Below are 22,199 nucleotides of genomic sequence, written 5' to 3'. Positions count from 1 at the left end.
GTCCAGGTCTTCGGTGCCGCGACCATGGGACGGCGGGCAGCAACCGTATCTCGCGGAACAGGCGGCAACCACGGCTTTCCGGCGAATCGGCGGCGAAGCTCCGGTGGCCGTCGTCCGCGCTGCCGGAGCTGGATCAGTACGACCGTTCGGGGCCGGCGAACGGCACCGTGGGCTGCACCGTCAGGTCCGCCGGGGCCGGGGGCAGGTCGTCCTCGTCCACCCGGCGGCGACGGTCCGGCCGGTCGTCGTCCGGCTCCTTGTCGACGGGCGACCCGCCGGCCGCCCGGCCGGCCAGGTGCAGCGCGGCCGCCAGCAGCGCGACGGCGAGGAACGCGCTGACCAGGCCGCGGCCGTGCTCGACCTCCAGGCGCTGCTCGCCGACGAAGAACAGGATGCGCCGGGCCAGCTGTTCGAGGGAGGCGGCGGTCGCGACGAGCAACCCGAGCACACCGGCGGCGAGACCCAGCCCCGCCAGCCGGGCGTGCTGCCGCACCGCCGGGGCGCCGCGCAGCGCCAGCACCACCGCCACCGACAGCCCGAGCAGACCCATCAGGTACGCCGTCCCGAAGCCGCCGATCTCGGAGATGCCGCTGGTCAGCCGGGCCGGCGCGTCGTCGCCCCGGGTGTCGGCCGGCACCGTGATGGTCAGCCACTCGCCGATCAGCGAGGCGATCGCGGCCACCGCGCCCAGCCCGGTGAGCACTGTCGGCAGGCGGCGGTCCCGGCCCAGCGCGGCGAGCGAGCGCGCGGCCCGGCCGGACGGCTCCGGCTCGGCGTCGCCCCACTCGACGATCGTGGTGTCGTCGGACCGGTTGTCCTGCAGGGGGATTCGCTTGTCCTGCCGGGGAACGGGGAGATCCTGCGACATGGCCACCCTTCCCGTGCGCGGGCCTGGGTCGAATCATGGCACAGCCCGCTCCCGCCGGCCGGGATCGCGACCCCGAGGTGCGGTGCGGGGCGGCGCGCTTTCGGTTAGCGTCGGTGCCATGCCTATCCGTACCGCATCCGCTCGCTGGCAGGGCAACCTCACCGAGGGGTCCGGCACCGTCCGCACCGGCAAGGGCGGCCTGTCCGGCAACTACTCCTTCAAGTCGCGCTTCGAGGAGGGCGAGGGGACCAACCCCGAGGAGCTGATCGGCGCCGCGCACGCCGGCTGCTTCTCGATGGCGCTCTCCAAGCAGCTCGCCGACGCCGGCGCCCAGGAGACCGCGGTGGAGACCACCGCCAAGGTGCACTTCGACAAGACCGACGCCGGCATGACCGTGACCCGCATCGACCTGGAGACCGTGGGTCAGGTTCCGGGCATCGACCAGGCCGAGTTCACCAAGCTCGCCGAGGCGGCCAAGGAGAACTGCCCGATCTCCCGGCTGCTGTCGCCGGGCGCGCAGATCACGCTGAACGCCCGTCTGGCCTGACATCGCGTACGCCACGGCGGGGGTGTCCTGCGGGACGCCCTCGCCGTGCGGCGTGCCCACCGGGAGGGAGTGACCGGGCCGCGTGGCCGTGGAGATGAGCCGGGACCGGTTCGAGGAACTGGTCGGCGAAGCACTCGACGAGGTGCCCGAGGAACTGCTCGGGTTGATGAGCAACGTGGTCATCCTGGTGGAGGACGACCCGCCGCCGGGTGAGGACCTGCTCGGCCTGTACGAGGGGCACTCGCTCACCTCGCGCGGCTGGGACTACTCCGGCGTGCTGCCCGACCGCATCCTGATCTACCGCAACCCGATCCTGGCGATCTGCGACACCGACGACGACGTCGTCGACGAGGTCGCGATCACCGTGGTGCACGAGATCGCCCACCACTTCGGCATCGACGACGAGCGCCTGCACGCCCTGGGCTGGGGCTGACCGGCCCTCGGCGCGTCCCCGCTCGGCTGATCCCGGCGGTTGCGCAGGTCCCCTAACCTGCGGATCAGGCAGAACCCGATGCAGGAGGAAGACCCATGCGTAGCGCGCTGTTCTCCGCGGAGAACCTCGAGAAGGAGTCCCAGCAGCCGGGCATGCGGTTGCAGAACTCCAAGATGCTGAAGATCGAGCTGAACGGCGAGGCCATGGCCCGGGTCGGGTCGATGGTCGCCTACCAGGGGCAGGTGCAGTTCCAGGCACTCGGCTCCGGCGGCATCGGCAAGTTCATCAAGCAGCGGCTCACCGGCGAGGGCGTGCCGCTGATGAAGGTCTCCGGGCGCGGCGACGTCTTCCTCGCCGACTTCGCCAAGGACGTGCACGTCATCGACCTGGAGCCGGGCGACGCGCTGTCCATCAACGGCTCCAGCGTGCTGGCGTTCGACTCGACGCTCCAGTACGACATCAAGATGGTCGGCGGCGCCGGTTTCGCGTCCTCATCCGGCCTGTTCAACTGCGTCTTCACCGGGTACGGCCGGATCGCCATCACCACCAAGGGCACCCCTGTGGTGCTCAACGTGGACGCGCCGACGTACGTGGACCCGCAGGCGGCGGTGTGCTGGTCGGCGAACCTCCAGACCGGCTACCACCGGGCCGAGCAGCTCGGCCTCGGCACGCTGCTCGGCCGCAGCACCGGTGAGGCGTTCACGATGAGCTTCGCCGGTCAGGGCTTCGTGGTGGTCCAGCCCTCGGAGGAGCCTCCGGTGGCCGGCAGCGGCTCCCAGCAGCAGGGCGGCGTGCTCGGCGGCCTGCTGCAGTGACCTTCCGGTGCCCGGGGCGTCCGCCGAGGTCGCCCCGGGCCGGTCAGGTCAGCTCGCCGGACCGCAGCCGGGCCACCCAGGCCGCCGCGTCGGCGTAGTCGGCGTCGGTGAGCCCGGGCGGCACCGGCGTCTGCTGGTCACCCGCCGCCGTGCTCCAGCGGTGCCGGGGGTACGACCCCAGGAACCGCACGTCGGCGCAGACCCGGCGCAGCCCCTGCAACGCCTCGCCGAGGCGTACGTCGGCGACGTGTCCGGCGCAGTCCAGGAAGAACACGTAGCGGCCGAGCGCCTCGCCGGTCGGGCGGGACTCGATCCGGGTCATGTTCACGCCGCGTACCGCCAGCTCCATCAGCACCGCCAGCAGGGCGCCCACCCGGTCGTGCGCGAGGCACACCGCGAGCGAGGTGAGATCGTCCCCGGTGGGCGGCGGGGGCGGCCCGGGGCGGGACACCAGCGCGAAGCGGGTCACCGCGCCCGGGTGGTCGGCGATCTTGTCGGCGAGCACCGCCAGCCGGTGCCGGGTCGCGCCGATCGGGGCGCAGATGGCGGCGTCGTACTCGCCGCTGGCCGCACCGGCCGCGGCGGCGCCGTTGGAGAGCACGTCGACCACTGTGGCGTCGGGCAGGTGCTCCCGCAGCCAGCCGCGGCACTGGGTGGACGCCTGCGGGTGTGCCGCGACGGAGCGGACGTCGGACAGCGTGGTGCCGGCGCGGGCGGCGAGCACGAAGTCCACCGGGAGGACCACCTCGCGGGTGATCACCAGCGGGTCGCCCTCGACCAGTTCGTCGAGCGTCACGCCGACCGCGCCGCCGATGGAGTTCTCCAGCGGCACCAGCGCCGCGTCCGCCTCCCCGGCGCGTACCGCGTCGAGCGCCTCACCGACGCTGCGGGCCGGTGTACGGTCCCCGCGCTCGGCGGCGGGCACCGTACGCAGGGCCTGCTCGGCGAAGGTGCCCTCGGGGCCCAGGTAGACGAAGCGGGTCGGCGGTGTTCCGGGCATGTCGACCAGCCTACGCACCTGGCGTGCCGTCGCAGGCCAGGGTACGGATGCCGACCGGCGCCAGGGTCCGCACCTCGACGCCGCACACGTCGGTGCCGGCGGTGACCAGCCTCGGCGTGCCGGTCTCGCCGCGCGTGACCACCTGCAACTCCTCGTGCCCGGTGACCGTCAGCACGGTGTACTGCCAGCCCTCGGCGCAGAGCGGACCGGTCGCCACGGTGACCCGGACGTCGCGGGGCAGTACGCCGGCGGATCCGCGCAGCAGCGCGACGATCCGGTCGCCGGACGGCCGTCCCCGGCAGGGCGCCGCCGACACCGGCACGGCCGGCGAGAGCGTGGGTGCCGGCGGTGGCACGGGTGCGGCCGAGGTCGCGCTCGGCGTGGGCGTGCCGGACACCGACGGGACCGGGAGCGGCGTGGCGGCGGCGGACGGCGCGCGCAGCTCGGGCGGGGCGCCGCAGGCGGTGAGGGCGAGCAGCGTCAGCAGCGCCAGCGGGCGGTGGCGGCGCCGGGGGTGTGGGGTGCGGGGCACGGGGGCGTCCTCGGGGCATCGAGGGGTGTCGTCGTGTGGTGGGGCCGAGGCCATCGTAGGAGGATGAACCGGCCCGGGTGAAGGGCGCCGGGTCCGGTCGCGGATCAGACCGCGGAGAGGAAGGTGAGCGAGCCGGCCACCGCGCCGTCGGTGAGCACCGGCGTGGAGATGGCGTCGACCGTCCGGCCGGCGTCGGAGCCGGGCCCCTGCACCCGCAGCAGGCCGCGGGCGAGCCGCCCGGAGTGCAGCGCCAGCAACGGCGGGATCTTGTCGGTCTCCTGCTCGGTCAGCTCGCTCGGGCTCGCCGTGAAGTCGACCAGGCGCAGGCCGCCCTCCAGCAGCGGCAGACCGATCACGTCGTCCGGAGCGCCCAGGCAGAGCAGGTCGCAGCCGGACGAGGAGATCGCCACGACAGTGGTGCCCTCGTCGATCAGCAGGCACGGTTCGGCGGCCCGGGAGACCATGCCGGACCACTGCCCGAAGTTGTCGGACTCCTGCTCGGTGGATGCCGCGGGCGCGAACACTTCCGAGAGTGAGAGTTCGACGTGGGCCACCGCGCCTCCTATGTACACCGACGGTCTGTCCACGCTAGCCGGTCGGTGCGGCGGAAGCATCGGCTGCCGGGCGGCCGGCGACGGCGCGGACCGACGGAACCAGTCGGGGGCGGTGCCGTGGGCCGCGTGGCGTCGCCGGAGACGTTACCGGCGGGCGGCCCGCTTGTCAGCGGCCGTTCGGCCCTCGTCATACCACCGGTAGTCGGCGGTTGGACGGTACGTGCCGTTGAACCACGTGGCCGGCGCCTGGGCGACGCGGGAGAGCTTCTCGGCGGTGGCCGGGCTGATCCGGTTCCCGCCGGCCACGAGCAGGCGATCCAGCTCGCGGTGGGTGGCCATGAGGCAGTCCTTCGGCAGGCCGTAGACGCTGATCACCCCGGAGCCGACGAACGTCAGCACCGGGCTGACCGGGATCGGCAGGCCGACCGCGTCGGAGAGCGCCTTGCTGGCCCGCTTGGCGTCCCGGCGCGCCTCCGCCACGTACGGCGGGCGCTTGCCGTTGATCTGGACCACGTCTCCGGCGACGAGCACGCGGGCGCGGCCGTGGTCGGCGATGGTGACGGCGAACAGACCGCTCGGACCGATCGCCAGGAAACCGGCCCGGTCGTCCCGGACGCGGTCGAACAGCATGTCGGCGGGATCCGTCCGGGGCCACTCGATGACGTGCCAGGCGGGACCGAGGTGGTCGAGTTGGCCCAGGGCGCGGGCCCCTGCTGCTTCCAACCGGCGGGCCCCCCGCTCCGCCCGGCGACGCCGGGCCCACTCCAATGGAGTCGGTCGGGCCGGCTCGAGCACCGAAGTGGCCTCGACCCGGGAGTGCGGCACCGTGCGGGGCGGCAGTGCCCTGCTCGGTACGGCCTGGCGAGCGGGAAAGACAGTCATCGCGACCTCCGGCAAAAGGTCTCTCGAAGTTATGTCTCCACTACCCTACGTTGCGCCCCCGGGGGCTCGGCAAGTTGGACCGCCGGAGTGAGTGCGGATGAATGCCATATTCATTCACACTTCTTTTCCGGATGGTGCGCAAGCCTGCCCTAGGCTGCGGAGGTGACCCACTATGTGGACAGCGAAGTCGCCCGACTCGGGACGGTACTGCTGCACCGCCCGGGACCGGAACTGGCCCGCCTCACCCCACGCAACAACGACAGTCTCCTGTTCGACGCTATCCCATGGGTGGGACGCGCGCAGGAGGAGCACGACGCGTTCGCGGCGGCGCTGCGCTCCCGCGGGGTGGAGGTGCTCTACCTGGCCGACCTGCTGGTCGAGACGCTCGCCGTGGCGGACGCCCGGGCCGAGCTGACCGAGCAGGTGCTGCGGTCCCGCCGGCTCGGCCACACCCTGCGGCGCCGGGTCGCCGACCATCTGACGTACCTCGACCCGGCCGGGCTGGCCGACGTGCTCACCGCCGGGCTCGCCCACGAGGAACTGCGCATCGGCGCGGACCGGCCCGGCGGTCTGGTCTGGACGCTGATGGACCGGCACGACTTCGTCATCGACCCGCTGCCCAACCTGCTGTTCACCCGGGACTCGTCGGTCTGGATCGGCGACCGGGTCGGCGTGACCAGCCTGGCCATGCCGGCCCGGCGGCGGGAGACCACGCTCACCGACGCGATCTACCGCTACCACCCGCGCTTCGTCGGCACCGAGTTCGTCTACCACCCCCGGCTGGAGCACCTGGAGGGCGGCGACGTGCTGCTGCTCGCCCCGGGGGTGCTCGCGGTCGGCGTCGGCGAACGCACCACCCCGGCCGGCGCGGAACGGCTGGCCCGGCAGGTGTTCGCGGCCGGCCTGGCACACACCATCCTGGTGGTGCCGATCGCGCAGGAACGCGCCACCATGCACCTGGACACGATCTGCACGATGGTCGACGTCGACGCCGTGCTGATGTACCCGAACGTCGCCCACGAGCTGTCCGCGTACACGGTCATCGCCGGCGCGGACGGCGACGACCTGCGGGTCGACGGCCCGGCGCCGTTCCTGCGGGCCGCCGCCGACGCGATGGACATCGACCAGCTCCGGGTGATCGACACCGGCCTCGACCCGGTCACCGCCGAACGCGAGCAGTGGGACGACGGCAACAACACGCTCGCTATCGCGCCCCGGCTGTGCGTGGGCTACGAGCGCAACGTGGAGACGAACGCGCACCTGGAACGGGCGGGCATCGAGGTGATCGCGATTGCCGGGTCCGAGCTGGGGTCCGGGCGGGGCGGCCCGCGCTGCATGTCCTGCCCGCTGGTGCGGGAGAAGGGCGGGGCCGCCTGACCCGGAGACGTCAGCGCAGCGTCAGCTGGCGGCCCAGCAGACCCTGGCGGGCCCGGCGGCCGGCGGCGTCGAGCGGCTCCTTGTCCGCGACCGCCTCGGCGTAGCGCTTGGCGAACTCCGCCACCGGCGCCTCCCACTCGGCGGCCGGGGTGTCCTCCGGCAGGTCCCAGACCGGCGCCAGCCGCCCGTGCGCCCGGAACATGCCCGCGAACTTCGTGTCGTCGCCGAGCGTCAGGGCCCCCGCGGCGGCGAGGCGGGACAGCGCATCCAGCGCGGTGTCCTCGTCCTCCGGCAGCACCAGGCGCACGTGGGCCTTCTCCGGCACCTGGCACCAGTACGCGGCCCGCGCGGCGGCCAGCTTCACGGTCGGGTAGATCGCCGAGTTGGCCCGCTCCAGGGACGCCTGCACGTTCGGGTCGTCGGCGGCGCCCGGGTCCAGCCAGAAGTCGAACCCGTCGTGCATGGTGATCTCCAGCGGACCGTCCACCAGGATGTCCTGGAGGCGGGGGCCCGGCCCGGGCAGCGGCGGCACGCTCACCTGGCCGCCCGGCTCGGTCCGCAGCGCGGAGATCAGCGCGTCGGCCAGGTCACGGGAGACGTCGCCGGACTGCTGGTGCCGCTGCAGGCCGATGAAGACCCGGCCGTCCGGCTTGGTCATCGCCGGGGCGGCCATCGGCAGCACGGTGGCCAGCGTGACCGGGCGGTCGCCGTACTCCTCGATCAGCTCCGGGGTCAGCCGCAGCGGCGCGGACGCGGCCGGGACCAGCTCGCGCAGGGCGATCCACTCCGGCTCGTCGGCCAGGCCCTCGAACGGCCGGGGGACGAAGACGTCGCGCACCTTCTCCCGCTTCGGGGTGGCCTCGCCGGCCCGCTGGTTCTTCCGACGCTTGCTCATGCGCCCGCTCCGCTCCGCTCGCCCATGGCGAGACAGCCTAGATGCCGGGCCTCGGCGGCGGGGGCCGGACCCGCCCGCCGCGTCGGTCAGCCGGCGGTGACCAGGTCCGGCCGGTGCGCCGGGACCGGGTCGAACCGGGCCCACACGCTCTGGCCCAGGCCGTCGCGCTCCACGCCCCAGCCGCTGGCGAGCCCGGCGACGATGTGCAGTCCGCGCCCGTCGGCGGCGTCCGGCGCGGCGGTACGCATGCACGGGCCGGCACCGGATCCGCCGTCGGTGACCCGGAGCTCGACGCTCGGCCCCTGCCCGGTCGGGTGCAACCGCCAGGCGACCCGCACCACGCCGCCGGGCAGGGCGTCGGCGTGCCGGACCGCGTTGCCCACCAGTTCGGCGAGGACCGCGACCAGGTCGGCCAGCAGGACCGGGGGTACGACACCGGTCAGCTCGTCGGCGAGCCGGTGCCGGGCCAGACGCGCGCCGGTGGGGTCGTGGGGCACCACCACGCACCACGACCGTTCGGCCGAACCAGTCGACACGTCGTTCCTTTCCCGCCCGTGAGCGCCCCGGTCAACCCCGGGGCAGCCGCACCTCTGCGACCGTACCGCCACCGGCTCTGGGCCGGAGGGATACCCATCCGTTCTGCTGTTCAACGATCTGGCGGACGAGATAGAGACCGAGTCCGGCGCCGGGGTAGCGCCGGCGGTCGCCGGACTCCCCCTGCCAGAACCGGTCGAAGGCCCGCTCGACGTGTTCCGGGCGGATGCCGATGCCCCGGTCGGCCACCCGGAACGAGACGGTCCGTTCGTTCGCCTCGGCGGTGATCTCGATCGGCGTGTCCGGCAGCGAGTACTTCCCGGCGTTGGTGCCCAGTTCGGTGAGCACCGTGGCGAGGCTGTGCCGGTCGCCGAGCGCCTTGGGCAGGTCGGTGGGCAGGTCGAGGGCGACCCGGTGCCGGACGTCCGCCGGCAGGTCGGCGACCGCCGCGCGCAGCGCGTCGACCAGGTCGAAGGGCGCGGCCGGCTCGCCGCCGGGACGGTTCTCGGTGGCGGCGGTCAGCAGCCGGTCGACCAGGCGGGCCAGTTCGTTCGCCCGTTGGCCGATGATCCGGGCGGCCTGCCTCCGGTCGCTGTCGCTCAGCGAGTCCCAGTGGTCGGTGAGCGTGTCCGCGTACCCCTTGATCACGGTGACTGGGGTACGCAGCTCGTGGCTGGTCACCGCGACGAACAGATCGCGGTCGTGGTCGCGGCGCTGTTGGTCGGTGGTGTCGCGGAAGCTGACCACCCGCAGCGCGTTCGGGCCGGGCAGTTCGCCGGAGGTGATCCGCAGCCAGCGGCCGTCCGGCAGCCGGTGGTCGAGCACCTGGCCGGGAGGCGGCAGCGGGAACGGCAGCGGACGGCTCAGCGCCTCGTCCGCGGGCCGGCCGGTCACCTCGACCGCGGCCGGGTTCCAGAGCCGGACCCGCCCGTCCCGGTCCACCACCGCCAGTCCGTCGGCGAGCGCCGCCACCACCGGGCCGTCCCCGTGTACGGGCAGGCCGGTCTGATCGCCGTACATGTGGGCGATGCACGCGGCGACGTAGCCGATGACGGCGCGTTGCGCCGGCTGCGGCGGCTCATCGAGCGGGTAGAGCGCGTGCAGGCTGCCGACGGTGAGCCCGCCGATCTCGGCGCGCGCCACGATCATCCGGCAGAGGCCACGGCCGACCACCTCGTCGGCGAGCGCGCCGGGGATCGCGTCGACCCGGACCTCCCGCACCGGCGGACCGGCGAGCAGGCAGACGGTGGCCGGGTCGCTGGGCGGCAGCGGACGGCCCAGCACGAACTCGGCTCTGCCGGTCGCCGCGATCACCCGGCCCCCGGCCGGGGTGAACTCCACGAAGACCAGGCCGGCCGCGCCGACCGCCGGTTCGACCTCGCGGAGCAGGCGGGTGAGCACGGCGAGACCGGACTCGCCCGAGTTGATCATGTTGATCACTGCGGTGTGGCCGGCGATGAAGGCGGGGTAGTCGGTTCGCTCCGGCATGTCCCGAGTGTGCCGCGCCGTCCGCGTCCGGGACACCCCCGGCCGGTCGACCGTTCCCGGTACCGATCGACGGGACTCACCGGCCCAACCGGGCCAACGCGTGGGCCGGCCGGTCCGTGATCACCCCGTCCACGCCCGCTTCCAGCACGAGTTCCAGATCCTCCGGCTCGTTGACGGTCCAGACGTACACCGCGTTGCCGGCGGCGCGCAGCGCGGGCACCAGGCGCGGGCGGGCCCGGACCAGGTCCACGCCGGGGCCGGCGATCCGGGTGCCGAACGGCAGCCGGCCCAGCGGCAGCAGGAGGCGCGGCAGCACCTCCAGCAGCAGCACCGTGGGCAGGGCCGGGGCGAGTTCCCGGATCCGGCGTACGGCGAGCGGCGAGAACGACATCACCGTCACCTGGACCGGATGGTCCGGGCGGGGTTCGGCCAGCCCGTACCGGCGCAGCATCTCGACCAGGCGGCGCTCGACCTCGCCCCGGTAGCGGGACGGGTGCTTGGTCTCGATCAGCAGCCGGACCGGCCGCCCGGCGCCCAGCACCGCGTCGAGCAGCCGCTCCAGCGTGAGCAGCCGGGTGTGCGACTCGTCCAGCGGCGCGTCGTCCTCGGCGAGCGTCGCGGCGCGGTGCCAGGAGCCGAAGTCCAGCGCCTCCAGCTCGGCGAGCGTCCGCGCGCTGACCAGCCCACGGCCGTTGCTGGTGCGGTCCAGCCGACGGTCGTGCACGCAGACCAGATGCCCGTCGCGGGTCAGCCGGACGTCGCACTCCAGCCCGTCCGCGCCCTCGTCGAGAGCGCGCAGGTAGGCGGCGAGCGTGTGCTCCGGCAGGTCGTACGAGGCGCCGCGGTGGGCGAAGACCAGGGGGACGGTCATGGCCGCGTCACCCGGCTCAGGCGACCCGGCCCGGCTGCCCGTCGTCGGTGACCACCGGACGGCCGGCGGCGGCCCAGTCGCCCATCCCGCCGTCGACGTTGCGGACCTGGTCCCAGCCGTTGCGCATGAGGTAACCGACCACCTGGGCGGACCGGCCGCCGGAGCGGCAGATCACCGCCACGTCGCGGTCCTGCGGGATCTCGGCGATCCGGGCGGGCAGCTCGGTCATCGGCAGGTGGTGGGCGGCCGGCGCGTGGCCGGCGGCCCACTCGTCGTCCTCGCGGACGTCGAGCAGGTAGACGTCGTCGGGCACGGCCGACGCGGGGACGCTGGGTAGTGAGGCTCCGAACACGGTGACCAAGCCTAGTCGCACACGCCGCTCACAGCCGGTTGACCCAGCGCGGGTTGGCGCCGGCCCATTCCGGCACGCGCGTGTCGCGCAGCGCGGTGAACAGCCCGCCGCCGCCGTTGTCCAGGACCACGTACGAGACGCCGTCGATGGTCTGCGGGTAGGAAGGCACCTGGACCCCGCGCAGGGCGTCCGCGGGCAGGCCGCGCAGCGCGAACAGCAGCTCGTCCAGGGGTACGCCGTTGGTGTCGACAGTCAGCGCCCCGCCTGCCGCGCGCAGCACCCGGTCCAGCTTGACCGGGTCGCTGCGCAGTCGCGTCTCGCCCGCCCGGTCGAGCATCGCCCGCAGCATCTGCTGCTGGTGCCGCTGCCTGTCGAAGTCGCCGCCGGGCAGGTCGTAGCGCTGTCGCACGTAGTCGAGCGTCCGCGCGCCGTCCATCTGCTGGCAGCCGGTGTCGAACTGATGCCGGGTGTGGATCGAGCGCACCGGCGTGTCCACGCACATCCGGATGCCGCCGAGCTGGTCGATCACCTGCTTGAAGCCGGAGAAGTCGACGAGCGCGGCGCCGTCGAAGCGGACCCCGGTGAGCCGGCTCAGGGTGGCGCTGAGCAGCCGCGCGCCGCCCTCGCCGCCGCCGCCGTGCTCGTACGCGGCGTTGACCTTGTCCTGGCCGCCGGGGAAGCCTGGCGCCGGGGGGAGCGCCACCAGCAGGTCGCGCGGCACGGAGATCAGGTACGCCTGCCGCATCCCGGCCGGTACGTGCACGATCAGGATGCTGTCGGAGCGCTGGTCCTCCGGGTTCGCGCCGGGCCGGTGGTCCGAGCCGATCAGCAGGTAGTTGAGCGCGCCGTCCAGGTCTGTCCGCTTCTTCCGGGCGGCCGGGTCGAGCAGTTGCTCCTTGGCGACGGTGCTGTCGTAGCGCGAGGTGAGCCAGTGCAGCCCGGCGATGCCGAGCGTGGCGAGCAGGACCAGCACGAGGCCGGTGCCGAGCAGGAACCGGGCCCAGCGGGCGGGTCCACCCCGCCCGCGTCGGTTCCGTGCTGGCCTGGACGTGACGATCCCCCCGTAGCCGCGACATGAGACCCGCTCACGTCAGGCTACGGGGGGATCGGCCGACCGTTACCGCTTTCGCGCAGGTCAGCGGGTCATTTCCGGGTGGAGAGGACGTCCGGGTTGTTCACCACGAAGTCGGCCAGCTTGTCGTTCTTGACCGCCTTGAACATGTCCATCGTCGTCTCGTTGAACGTCTCCCGGCCGTTGTCGTTGCCCGCGAAGGTGCCGCCGTTGGTCCGCAGGGTGACCAGGTCGTTCCCGTTGAGGTTCTTGAGCGTGAAGATGAAGTTGGCGATCGGCACGCCGCCGGTGTCCAGGACGAACGCCTTGCCCGCGGCCTTCATCAGCGAGTTCAGCTTCAGCGGGTTGGTCAGCATGCCGCCCTCGGTGGCCTTCTTGGCCATCGCCTTGATCAGCTGCTGCTGGTTCTGCTGCCTGTCGTAGTCGCTGTTCGGCAGGCCGTAGCGCTGGCGGGAGTAGTCGAGCGCCTCCCAGCCCTCCATCTCCCGGCAGCCCTTCTTGTGCACCACTGCCTTGTACGGCTTGCCGGTCTTCTTCGCGTCGGCGTTCCACATCGGCTTGCCGTCGACGTACGACATGTGGTGCGACTTGACCTCGTGGCTCACGCAGATCCGCACCGAGCCGAGCGCGTCGATCACGCTCTTGAAGCCGCCGAAGTTGATGATCGCGGCACCGTCGAAGCCGATCCCGGTCATCGACTTGATCGTCTTGGCCATCAGCTGGGCGCCGCCCTCCCAGCCGCCGCCGTTCTGGGCGCCATGGAAGAAGGCTGCGTTGATCTTGTCGGTGCCGCCCTTGTAACCGCTCTTGTCGAACGCCGGGATACGCGCCTCGGTGTCCCGGGGGATCGAGATCAGGTACGCCTGGTCGTGGCTGGCCGGGATGTGCAGGATGATGATCGTGTCCGACCGGACGTCGTCGGCGGCCCAGCGCTCGCGGGCGTCCACACCGAGCAGCAGCATGTCGATCGGGCCTTCGAGGCTGTTGCCGCCCTCGGCCTCGCTCTTGCCCGCCCCGCCGAGCAGGTTGCGCTGGGCGATGTTGTCCGTGGCCTGGCCGATGACCGCCTTGCTGCCGACGATCGCGACGCCACTGGTCACCATCAGCACGGCGCCGAGCACGAGCGTGAGCTTCGCCCAGAGCGGGTCCTTGCGCTTGGTGCGCTTCTTCTTGCCACCGCCGGGACCGCGACCGCCGGAACCAGGCTGTGTGGGGATGACCGGAGGGACCCGCCCGGATGATCCGGGTGCCGGTGACTGCGGGCGACGGCTGGTCTGGACCGACATGCGTGCTCCAGCTCGGTGATCGGGGGCGGGACCACTTTACGTATCTGTTCCCGTTCTCGCGACCTCGTAGGCTCGCAATTCCCGTCAATACCGGCCACCATTCCCGGGTTGTGGCCGAACGGGCAGGGGTAAGGAGCCGGTCGGCGGTTGGCCTCCGTGGTGGCGAGGCTCTAACGCGCGGTACCGGTCGTGTCGTGCCGGCGTCAGCCGCCCGCGTTGTCGCCCGAACCCTTCTTGTTGGCCTGCATCCACTCGGCCATCCGGTCCGCGGCGATCGCCTTGTACATCGCCAGCGCCTTCTCCCGGTCGGAGACCACCACCGACTGGCCGTCGATGGTCTGGCCGCCCAGGTGCGGGCTGGTGACGAACGTCAGGTTGTCGCCCCGCAGGCTGCGGAACTGCACTGCCATGTCGGTCAACGAGAATCCCTGGTCGACCGTGACGGCGGCGGTCACCGCCTTGAGGAAGTCGTTCAGCTTCTTCGGGTTGGTCAGCGTCCCGGTGCTGGCCGCCTTGTCCATCAGCGCCTTCAGGAACTCCTGCTGGTGCCGCATCCGGGCGAAGTCGCCGTCCGGGAACTGCTTGCGCTGCCGGACCCAGTCCAGCGCCTCGGCGCCGTTCATGTGGTTCACGCCCTTGGTGAACGTCCGGTACGGCTTGTGGATCGAGGTGATGGTCCGCTCCACCTTGAGGTCGACCCCGCCCAGGGCGTCGGTGACCTCCTTGAAACCGCCGAAGTCGATGGCCATGACGTGGTCGATCCGTACGTCGGTGAAGCACTCCACGGTCTTCACCGCGAGCGGCAGGCCGCCGAACGCGAACGCCGCGTTGATCTTGTTGCGTGACCCGGAGTCGCAGGACGCGCCGGCGCTCTCCGGGATCGGCACGTACAGGTCACGCGGCACCGACACCAGGTAGGCGCTCTTGTGGTCGGACGGGATGTGCATGACGATCACGGTGTCCGCGCGCCACTTGCCGGAGCCGTCGACAGGGGCGTCCGGATCCCGCGAGTCGCTGCCGACGAGCAGGATGTTGAACGCGCCGTCGACCTGCTTGGCCGGCCGTCCCCCGGTGATCCCGGCGAACGGGTCGGTGCGGGCCAGGTCGTCGTCCAGGTTGCGGGCGTAGAACCAGGCGCCGAGGCCGCCGAGCAGCGCCAGCACCAGCACCGCCACACCGGCCACCAGGCCGATGCGCCCCCAGCGGGGCCGAGGTCCACGCCGCCCGGACCCGCCCGGCCCACCGCCACCCGGGCCACCGGGACCGATCGGGCCGGGCGGGCCGCCGGGACCGCCGGAACGAGGTGCCTCGTCGTGTGCGGGGTACCACCTGGCTTCCGAGGGGCGGGCGCGCCCGGTGGCGGCCCGGTCGGAGCCGGGAACCGAGGCGCGGCCCGCGCCCCGGCTGAGGTGTCGGGGGATCGGGGCGCCGGCAGACGAGGTCGCTGACATGTAACCGAGGGTAGGTCGGCCGGGCCACCGACGCCCTCGTACGCGCGCCGATGTCAGCCGCGTCCCCGGCGGGTTCAGTACCCGAGACGCCCGCGGAAGTACTCGATCGTGCGCCGGAGGCCGTCTTCGGGCGTGACGCTCGGCTCGTATCCCAGCAGTTCGCGGGCGAGGGTCAGGTCCGGGCGCCGCATCTCCGGGTCATCGGAAGCACGCGTGATGTAGCTCACCTCGGACGTGCTTCCGGTGAGTGACACGATCGTCTCGGCGAGTTGCCGCATCGACATCTCGTGCTCGGTGCCGCAGTTGATCGGCCCGGTCTGGGTCGAGTCGAGCAGCAGCAGGATGCCGCGCACCAGATCGTCGACGTAGCAGATCGAGCGGGTCTGGTTGCCGGTGCCGTGCACCGTGATCGGCTCGCCGCGCAGCGCCTGGGAGATGAACGTCGGGATGGCCCGGCCGTCGTCCGGGCGCATCCGCGGGCCGTACGTGTTGAAGATCCGCACGATCGCGGTGTCGGTGCCCCGGCTGCGGTGGTACGCCATGGTGGCCGCCTCGGAGAAGCGCTTCGCCTCGTCGTAGACGCTCCGGATGCCGATCGGGTTGACGTTGCCCCAGTACGTCTCGCGCTGCGGGTGCTCCTTCGGGTCCCCGTACGCCTCGGACGTGGAGGCCATCAGGAACCGCGCGCCGTCGTCGGTGGCCCGCTCCAGCAGCGCCAGCGTGGCCACCGAGCCGACCCGGAGGATCTCCACCGGCAGCTTCTCGAAGTCGGTGGGGCTGGCCGGGGACGCCATGTGCAGGATCGCGTCGAACCGCTCGGCCATCGCCGGGTGCTGCGGCAGGCCGTCGGAGATGTCCGCCTCGACGAGCGTGAAGGTCGGCTTGTCCAGCAGGTGGGCCACGTTGTCCTTGGACCCGGTGACGAAGTTGTCCAGCACCACGACCGTGCAACCGCGCTCGACGAGCCGGTCGACCAGGTGGGACGGGACGAAACCGGCGCCGCCGGTGACGAGGATGCGGTGTCCGGTACCGAAGCGGGGAGCGACCTTCATGGCGGTCAGCCTATACACGCGAGGCGGGGCCCCCGCGCAAGGCAGGGGCCCCGGTCGAGCGTGGTGATCAGTGCGCGCCGGCTCCGGTGAGCGAGCGCACCTCCAGCTCCGCGTACTTCTCCTCGTCGCTCTCCTTGGACAGGATCGTGCCGAGCCAGCCGCACAGGAAGCCGAACGGGATCGAGATGATGCCCGGGTTCGACAGCGGGAACCACTGCCAGTCGTGGTCGGGGAACATCGCCGTCGGCGCGCCGGAGACGACCGGCGAGAAGAAGACGAGCACCACCGCGGCGAGCAGGCCGCCGTAGATCGCCCAGACCGCGCCCGAGGTGTTGAACCGCTTCCAGAACAGGCTGTAGAGGATCGCCGGCAGGTTGCCCGAGGCGGCGACCGCGAACGCCAGCGCGACCAGGAACGCCACGTTCAGGTTCTGCGCGAAGATCGACAGGACGATCGAGACCGCGCCGATCACGAGCGCGGAGATCCGGGCGACGTTCACCTCCTGCCGCTCCGACGCCTCACCCTTCTTCATCACGTTGGCGTAGAAGTCGTGCGCCAGGCTCGACGACGACGCCAACGTCAACCCGGCGACAACGGCGAGGATCGTGGCGAACGCGACCGCCGCGATGATCGCCAGCAGTGTCGCGCCGCCCAGGTTCCCGCCGAGGAAGTCCACGCCCAGCGCCTCGGCCAGCTGTGGCGCCGCCGTGTTGCCGGCCTTGTCCTGCTCGGTGATCGCCTGCCCGCCGACGATGGCCGCCGCGCCGAAGCCGAGCGCCAGGGTGAGCAGGTAGAACGAGCCGATGATGCCGATCGCCCAGAGCACGCTCTTACGGGCCGCCCGCGCGGTCGGCACGGTGTAGAAGCGGATCAGGATGTGCGGCAGGCCGGCCGTGCCGAGGACCAGCGCGATGCCCAGCGAGAGCAGGTCCATCTTGCTGTAGAACGTCTTCAGCGCGTCGCCGGGTGTCTCCACGCCGTAGCGCAGCCCGGGTTCGAGGAACGCCGCTCCCTTGCCGGAGGCGCTGGCCGCGTCGCCGAGCAGCGAGGACAGGTTGAACTTGTACTTGGCGAGCACCAGCAGCGTCATCACCAGCGCGCCGCCCATCAGCAGGAACGCCTTGACGATCTGCACGTAGGTGGTGCCCTTCATGCCGCCGACCGTCACGTAGATGATCATCAGGGCGCCGACCAGGATGATGGTGGCGACCTTGGCGGTGTCGGCGTCCATGCCGAGGAAGGTGGTGCCCGGCTTGATGCCGAGCAGCAGCGCGACGAGCGCGCCGGCGCCGACCATCTGGGCCAGCAGGTAGAAGATCGACACGGTGATGGTGGAGACCGCCGCCGCGGTCCGGACCGGCCGCTGCCGCATCCGGAACGCCAGGACGTCCGCCATCGTGTACCGGCCGGAGTTGCGCAGCAGCTCGGCCACCAGCAGCAGCGCCACCAGCCAGGCGACCAGGAACCCGATCGAGTAAAGGAAGCCGTCGTAGCCGTAGAGCGCGATGATGCCGGCGATGCCCAGGAAGGACGCCGCCGACATGTAGTCGCCGCCGATCGCCATGCCGTTCTGGAAACCGGAGAACGACCGGCCGCCGGCGTAGAAGTCGGTGGCGGTCTTGGTCTGCCGGCTGGCCCAGACGGTGATCGCCAGCGTGATCGCCACGAAGACCAGGAACAGCGTGATGGTGAGGTTCCGGGCGGTGGTGCTGCCCGCCTCAGCCGCGAGGACCGTGTTCATGGGTCACCTCCCCGATCTCGTCACGGATCTTGTCGGCGACCGGGTCGATCCGGCGGTTGGCGAACCGGGAGTAGAGCCAGGCGATGACGAACGTGGAGACGAACTGGAGCAGGCCGAAGACCAGGGCGACGTTGATGTTGCCGATCAGCTTCGTGCCCATGAATCCCCGCGCGTACGCGGAGAGGATGACGTAGAGCGCGTACCACAGGAAGAACGCGACGGTCATCGGGAAGACGAAGCCGCGCAGCGCGCGACGCAACCCGGCGAACTCGTCCGACCGCTGGACGGCGAGGTACCGTTCCGCCGCCGACTCGGCGGGTGCGGACGCGGGTGTGTCCGTGGACATCTGTGGATCACCACCTTCGCAAGGCGTGGGGGAGTTTCGCGCACGGTAGAGAGGGCGCTCCCGGCCCGGGAAGGCTCCGCCGAGGGCCGGTCGACGCTTGCGCCGAACGGCACCCCCACTGCGCCCAGTGACCCACGTCACTCCGCTAACCGGTCACCCCAACCCCGTTGATCATGAAGTTGACGGCGACAAATCGGACGCCGAATGCGGCCAACTTCATGATCGTCGGAGCAGGGGTCAGCCGGGGAGGTTGTGGTAGCGGCCGCGGTAGTGCAGCAACGGAGGGGTGTCCGCAGGTAGGGCCACCGACTCGATGGTGGCCTCGACCAGCAGGGCCCAGCCGTACTCGCGGGCGGTGTCCAGGCGGCACCCCGCCCACCCGCCGGCGTCCGCCGGCACCGGGCCGTACGGCGTCTCGGTCCAGGTGTCGAGCGCGAACAGTCCGCCGGGCGACGGGAACAGCCCGGCGAAGCGGTCGGCGAGCTGCCGGTGCTGCGGGCCCAGCGGGGCCACCGCGAACCGTCCCGCCTCCTCGATGGCCGCCCACAGGTCCGACTCCGGATCGATCAGGCCGAGCAGCCGGTCCGGCTCGCCCTCGGCCACGAGCGTGGACGAGACGGTCAGCCCGGCCGGTCCGGGCGCGGTCCAGAGCGTCACCGGTGCGGCCAGCCGGCCGCGCAGCCGCCGCACCGGCGAGCGTTGCCCGGCCGGCGCCGCGAACGGATCGGTGGAGTGGATCTGCGCGCCCGGATCTGGATTCACGTGAAACATTGTGCCGCCCGCCGTCGGGCGAGGTTCGACGGAACGCCCTACCCTGCCGGGCATGAATCTCATCCCCCCGCAGCAGCTCGCCCAGGAACGGGTGGTCGCCGCCGACGCCGTCCTCGGCGGCCAGGTCGACCTGCGCGCCTATCCACACCGGCACCTGCTGCTCCGGGCGAACAACACCTGGGGTCGCCGGGCGTTCCAGCCGCTGATGGAAGCGGTCGAGCACCTGTCCAACTACGGTTGGGAGCTGGTCACCATGACCAGCGTCGGCGACGGCCACCACGTCTACGCGGCGATGCGCCGCACCGCCTGACGGCGGGCCGGGACGCGCGGATCAGTCGTCGGCGAGCAACCGGCGGGCGGCGGCCAGCACCTCCGGATCGGCGCAGCCGGCCGCGTACCCGGCGATCCGGCGCCGGATGTCGCGCCCGAGCAACCACCCCCCGATCCGCTCGGCGACCGGGCGCAGGAACGCGGGCCGGCAGCGGAAGTTGTACCGCCACGTCGCGATCGTGGTGTCCGGCTCCGGACCGGGCGCGAAGCGCCAGCCGCCGCCGAACCGTTCGAAGAACCACGGTCCGCGCACCATCTTCATGCCGACGTTCGTCGGCGGTGACCAGGAGACGTACTCGCTGACCATGACCAGGCCGTGCCGGGAGCGGGTGAACGTGCGCACGCCCCGGCCGGGCCGCGTCGCACCGTCGACGAAGTGCTGCTCACGGACGAACGGGTCCCAGCGGTACCGCACCGGTGCGGTGGTCTGGGAGACGGCGAACGCCAGCTCCGGGGGAACGGGGACGGTGGTGACCGCCTCGACGACAGGCATCAGCGCCTCGGGGTGACGTTCGCCAGCAACTCCGGCTGCCGGTGATCCAGTGTGTCCCCGGCCATGTACGCGCCGAGCAGCGCCGCGCCCCCGCCGTACGCCAGGCCGAGCGGCAGCGCCAGCCAGAGCCACACGTCGCCGAGCAGCGCGGCGGCCAGCACGAACGGCACCGCCACCACCGCCGAGCCGACCATGGAGACCAGGGTGAGCAGGCCCTTGGTGAAGCCCGCGCCGCTGTTCAGGGCGAACGGGTTGCTGGACTCGGGCAGCGAGTACGCGCCGAGCACGGAGACGAACGCGTTGATCGCCAGCCCGCAGCCGTACGCGGCGAACAACGCGCCCCCCATGACACCGAGCCATGCGGGCCGGCCGAGGACGACGGCGAGGGCGACCGCGATCACGAGGAGCATCGGCACCACGTAGATCGAGAACGCGGCCATCCGGGCCCGCAGCTCCACCCGCCCGGGCACCCCGGCGACCACGTTCGCCGCGTACGAGCTGCCGTCGAAGCCGAACTGGTTGGCGAGCGTCAACGACGCGAGCGCCCCGACGAAGATCATGGTGAGGCTGACCATCGCCGGTGAGGAGTCGGCGGTGGCCTGGTCGAACGCGGCGCCGCCCTCGGACAGGAACGCCGGGCCACCCAGGTTGACCATCAGCGGCACGAACACGCCGACCACGGCGACGGTGATCAGGTTCGCCCGGCGACGGGCGTCCCGCCACCAGTAGCGGCACTCCCGGGCGACGATCGCGCCGAACCGGTCCCGCCGGGCCCAGCCCACCGCGCGGGGGAAGAGCTGCGTCACCGCGCCGCCGGCCACCCCGCGTGGCGCCCGCGCGGGGCCGCTGCTCGCCGCGCCCACCATCGCCGTCTCCAGCGACCGGGACCACCAGAACAGGAGTACGCCGAGCGTCGCGACCGCGATCAGCAGCTTCACCACCGCGGCGCCGGCCCGGCCCTGGGCCACGTCCACGCCGACGGTCCACGGTGCGCCGAACGGCGTCCAGCCGACCACCCGGGCCACACCGTCCAGCCGGTCCCAGTCGGTCTGCCGTACCGCGGCGAGCACCAGCAACTGCAACGGCCCGAGCAGTGCGGCCAGCACCGCCAGCAGCACGGCGGCCAGGTCACGGACCCGGCGGGAGCGCAGCATCGTCGCGAACGCGCTCGTGAGCGCGCGGGCGCCGGCCAGGCAGACGAGCAGCCCGACGACCACGCCGAGCGCGCCGACGAGGGCGGCCGGCCAGCCACCGAGCGCGCCGGCGGTGACCACCAGGCCGGCCGCCGTGATCGCCGTCGCCAGCGCCGGCACGCTCACCAGCGCGGCGGCGAGCAGACCGGTGACCAGGGTGCGGCGGGACAGCGGCAGCAGCGCGAACCGGGCCGGGTCGAGCGTCTCGTCCACGCCGAAGAAGACGAGCGGCAGGAGCAGCCAGCCGAGCGTGAGCAGGCCACCGCCGAAGGCGGTGATCATCAGCGCGTACCGGGACTCGCCGGCCAGCCCGGGCGCGGCCAGCAGGAAGAACCCGACGGCGGCGAACCAGAGCCCCAGCAGCAGGCCGAGCACGAACAGCGCGACCCGCCACTTCTGGCCGCGGAAGTTGTTGCCGAGCACCCGCAGCTTGAGACGGACGAAGTGCCACGGCGACACGCGCCGGGCGGGCCGCTCGGGGACGGTCACCGGGACAGCCACGACAGCTCCTCGCCGGTCGCGGTCCGGCCGCCGACCACCTCCACGAAGACCTCCTCGAGCGACCGGTCGCCGCGCACCTCGGTGAGCGTGCCCACCCGCTTGATCCGGCCCTCGGCCAGGATCGCCACGTGCGAGCAGAGCCGCTCGACCACCTCCATCACGTGGCTGGAGAAGATCACCGTGCCGCCGCCGCTGACGTACCGGTGCAGGATGTCGCGGATCAGCGCCGCCGAGACCGGGTCGACCGCCTCGAACGGCTCGTCCAGCACCAGCAGGCGCGGACCGTGCAGCAGCGCGCAGGCCAGCCCGATCTTCTTCTTCATGCCCGCCGAGTAGTCGACCACGAGCGTGCGGCCGGCGTCGGAGAGCGCCAGCACGTCGAGCAGCTCCGCCGCCCGCTGGTCGACCACCGCCGGGTCCATGCCGCGCAGCAGACCGTGGTACGCCAGCAGCTCCGCCCCGCTCAGCCGGTCGAAGAGGCGTACGCCGTCCGGCATCACGCCGAGCAGGCTCTTGGCGCGTACCGGGTCGGCCCAGACGTCGTACCCGAGGACCCGCGCCTCACCAGCGTCGGGCCGCAGCAGGCCGACGGCCATGGAGAGGGTGGTGGTCTTGCCCGCGCCGTTCGGTCCGAGCAGGCCGTAGAACGAGCCGGTCGGCACGGCGAGGTCGACGCCCGCCACCGCGACCTTGGTGTCGAAGCGCTTGGCCAGACCACGAAGGGAGAGTGCCGGCTGCTGATCGGTCATGGTCCGACCGTATCGGGCCCCGGCGAACGGCCGCTCGGACGGCAGGATGATCTCGCATCATCCCTG

25 protein-coding genes are annotated in these 22,199 nt (G+C 72.4%); 5 read left to right on the top strand and 20 right to left on the bottom strand.

From position 1 onward, the window contains the following. Positions 1-133 precede the first annotated feature (133 nt). Entirely contained in the window at positions 134-868 is a 735-nt protein-coding gene (locus ACQP26_RS30055; protein WP_269703426.1) for a hypothetical protein, read from the bottom strand. 118 nt (positions 869-986) lie between these two features. Between ACQP26_RS30055 and ACQP26_RS30050 the strand changes: the two genes are divergently transcribed. The 3 genes from ACQP26_RS30050 to ACQP26_RS30040 all read left to right on the top strand — a co-directional run bounded on the left by ACQP26_RS30050 (position 987) and on the right by ACQP26_RS30040 (position 2,663). Beyond that, a complete protein-coding gene (locus ACQP26_RS30050; protein ID WP_013289315.1) occupies positions 987-1,415 on the top strand; it encodes an OsmC family protein in 429 nt (142 codons plus the stop codon). Positions 1,416-1,503: 88 nt separating this feature from the next. Next, positions 1,504-1,848 (top strand): metallopeptidase family protein, encoded by a 345-nt coding sequence (locus ACQP26_RS30045; protein WP_181726620.1) that lies wholly within the window; start codon positions 1,504-1,506, stop codon positions 1,846-1,848. A 95-nt stretch (positions 1,849-1,943) separates the two neighbouring features. Next, the gene (locus ACQP26_RS30040; RefSeq protein WP_269703427.1) at positions 1,944-2,663 is read left to right on the top strand and encodes an AIM24 family protein; all 720 of its coding nucleotides are present in this window, start codon (positions 1,944-1,946) and stop codon (positions 2,661-2,663) included. Positions 2,664-2,706: 43 nt separating this feature from the next. Here the strand turns inward: ACQP26_RS30040 and pheA are convergent, their stop codons facing one another. The 4 genes from pheA to ACQP26_RS30020 all read right to left on the bottom strand — a co-directional run bounded on the left by pheA (position 2,707) and on the right by ACQP26_RS30020 (position 5,631). Further along, positions 2,707-3,663, bottom strand: coding sequence for a prephenate dehydratase (gene pheA, locus ACQP26_RS30035; RefSeq protein ID WP_433494582.1), 957 nt, complete (start codon positions 3,661-3,663; stop codon positions 2,707-2,709). Positions 3,664-3,673: 10 nt separating this feature from the next. Then, positions 3,674-4,249: a hypothetical protein gene (locus tag ACQP26_RS30030; RefSeq protein WP_433494581.1), complete on the bottom strand. Its 576-nt coding sequence runs from the start codon at positions 4,247-4,249 to the stop codon at positions 3,674-3,676. Between the two features lie 50 nt (positions 4,250-4,299). Beyond that, the gene (locus ACQP26_RS30025) at positions 4,300-4,749 is read right to left on the bottom strand and encodes a hypothetical protein (RefSeq protein ID WP_433494580.1); all 450 of its coding nucleotides are present in this window, start codon (positions 4,747-4,749) and stop codon (positions 4,300-4,302) included. A gap of 144 nt (positions 4,750-4,893) precedes the next feature. Continuing rightward, positions 4,894-5,631, bottom strand: coding sequence for a hypothetical protein (locus ACQP26_RS30020; RefSeq protein ID WP_281579492.1), 738 nt, complete (start codon positions 5,629-5,631; stop codon positions 4,894-4,896). Positions 5,632-5,793: 162 nt separating this feature from the next. On the opposite strand from ACQP26_RS30020, the gene ACQP26_RS30015 reads away from it, so the two are divergent. Continuing rightward, positions 5,794-7,008: an arginine deiminase gene (locus tag ACQP26_RS30015; protein WP_269703435.1), complete on the top strand. Its 1,215-nt coding sequence runs from the start codon at positions 5,794-5,796 to the stop codon at positions 7,006-7,008. A 10-nt stretch (positions 7,009-7,018) separates the two neighbouring features. On the opposite strand, the gene ACQP26_RS30010 is transcribed toward ACQP26_RS30015, so the two are convergent. The 12 genes from ACQP26_RS30010 to ACQP26_RS29955 form a co-directional block, all read right to left on the bottom strand. Beyond that, positions 7,019-7,903 (bottom strand): DUF5926 family protein, encoded by an 885-nt coding sequence (locus tag ACQP26_RS30010; RefSeq protein WP_269703436.1) that lies wholly within the window; start codon positions 7,901-7,903, stop codon positions 7,019-7,021. 86 nt (positions 7,904-7,989) lie between these two features. After that, positions 7,990-8,406, bottom strand: coding sequence for an ATP-binding protein (locus tag ACQP26_RS30005; protein ID WP_433496231.1), 417 nt, complete (start codon positions 8,404-8,406; stop codon positions 7,990-7,992). 64 nt (positions 8,407-8,470) lie between these two features. Further along, entirely contained in the window at positions 8,471-9,925 is a 1,455-nt protein-coding gene (locus tag ACQP26_RS30000) for an ATP-binding protein (protein WP_269703440.1), read from the bottom strand. A 76-nt stretch (positions 9,926-10,001) separates the two neighbouring features. After that, complete coding sequence (locus ACQP26_RS29995; RefSeq protein ID WP_269703441.1) at positions 10,002-10,796, bottom strand: glycerophosphodiester phosphodiesterase; 795 nt, start codon at positions 10,794-10,796, stop codon at positions 10,002-10,004. A gap of 16 nt (positions 10,797-10,812) precedes the next feature. Further along, positions 10,813-11,148 carry a rhodanese-like domain-containing protein gene (locus ACQP26_RS29990; RefSeq protein ID WP_013289303.1) on the bottom strand — a complete coding sequence of 112 codons (336 nt, stop codon included), beginning with the start codon at positions 11,146-11,148 and terminating at the stop codon, positions 10,813-10,815. A gap of 28 nt (positions 11,149-11,176) precedes the next feature. Beyond that, entirely contained in the window at positions 11,177-12,112 is a 936-nt protein-coding gene (locus ACQP26_RS29985) for an LCP family protein (protein ID WP_433496230.1), read from the bottom strand. A gap of 179 nt (positions 12,113-12,291) precedes the next feature. Beyond that, positions 12,292-13,506, bottom strand: a complete 1,215-nt coding sequence (locus ACQP26_RS29980) for an LCP family protein (protein WP_433494579.1) — start codon at positions 13,504-13,506, stop codon at positions 12,292-12,294. 203 nt (positions 13,507-13,709) lie between these two features. Further along, the gene (locus ACQP26_RS29975; RefSeq protein WP_433494578.1) at positions 13,710-14,957 is read right to left on the bottom strand and encodes an LCP family protein; all 1,248 of its coding nucleotides are present in this window, start codon (positions 14,955-14,957) and stop codon (positions 13,710-13,712) included. Positions 14,958-15,031: 74 nt separating this feature from the next. Next, positions 15,032-16,009, bottom strand: coding sequence for an NAD-dependent epimerase/dehydratase family protein (locus ACQP26_RS29970; RefSeq protein ID WP_269703445.1), 978 nt, complete (start codon positions 16,007-16,009; stop codon positions 15,032-15,034). A 67-nt stretch (positions 16,010-16,076) separates the two neighbouring features. Continuing rightward, positions 16,077-17,750: a solute symporter family protein gene (locus tag ACQP26_RS29965; protein WP_269703447.1), complete on the bottom strand. Its 1,674-nt coding sequence runs from the start codon at positions 17,748-17,750 to the stop codon at positions 16,077-16,079. Next, positions 17,728-18,096, bottom strand: a complete 369-nt coding sequence (locus ACQP26_RS29960) for a DUF485 domain-containing protein (RefSeq protein WP_269703448.1) — start codon at positions 18,094-18,096, stop codon at positions 17,728-17,730. Before ACQP26_RS29960 ends, ACQP26_RS29965 begins: the two co-directional genes overlap by 23 nt. Before the next feature lie 237 nt (positions 18,097-18,333). After that, positions 18,334-18,930 carry a flavin reductase family protein gene (locus ACQP26_RS29955; RefSeq protein WP_433494577.1) on the bottom strand — a complete coding sequence of 199 codons (597 nt, stop codon included), beginning with the start codon at positions 18,928-18,930 and terminating at the stop codon, positions 18,334-18,336. Here ACQP26_RS29955 and ACQP26_RS29950 point away from each other — a divergent pair. Continuing rightward, complete coding sequence (locus tag ACQP26_RS29950) at positions 18,920-19,177, top strand: hypothetical protein (protein ID WP_194800348.1); 258 nt, start codon at positions 18,920-18,922, stop codon at positions 19,175-19,177. The two genes, ACQP26_RS29955 and ACQP26_RS29950, sit on opposite strands and share 11 nt — an antisense overlap. Before the next feature lie 21 nt (positions 19,178-19,198). Here the strand turns inward: ACQP26_RS29950 and ACQP26_RS29945 are convergent, their stop codons facing one another. The 3 genes from ACQP26_RS29945 to ACQP26_RS29935 are packed head-to-tail and all read right to left on the bottom strand — an operon-like array spanning position 19,199 to position 22,133. After that, a complete protein-coding gene (locus ACQP26_RS29945) occupies positions 19,199-19,690 on the bottom strand; it encodes an SRPBCC family protein (protein WP_269703452.1) in 492 nt (163 codons plus the stop codon). Then, entirely contained in the window at positions 19,690-21,384 is a 1,695-nt protein-coding gene (locus ACQP26_RS29940) for an ABC transporter permease (protein WP_433494576.1), read from the bottom strand. The genes ACQP26_RS29945 and ACQP26_RS29940 overlap by 1 nt, the downstream gene beginning before the upstream one ends. After that, positions 21,369-22,133, bottom strand: a complete 765-nt coding sequence (locus ACQP26_RS29935; protein WP_269703454.1) for an ABC transporter ATP-binding protein — start codon at positions 22,131-22,133, stop codon at positions 21,369-21,371. Before ACQP26_RS29935 ends, ACQP26_RS29940 begins: the two co-directional genes overlap by 16 nt. Positions 22,134-22,199: the final 66 nt, after the last annotated feature.

Source organism: Micromonospora sp. CA-248089 (genome assembly GCF_050948515.1).
Taxonomy (GTDB): domain Bacteria; phylum Actinomycetota; class Actinomycetes; order Mycobacteriales; family Micromonosporaceae; genus Micromonospora.
This window is presented reverse-complemented; position numbering and strand designations above follow the sequence as displayed.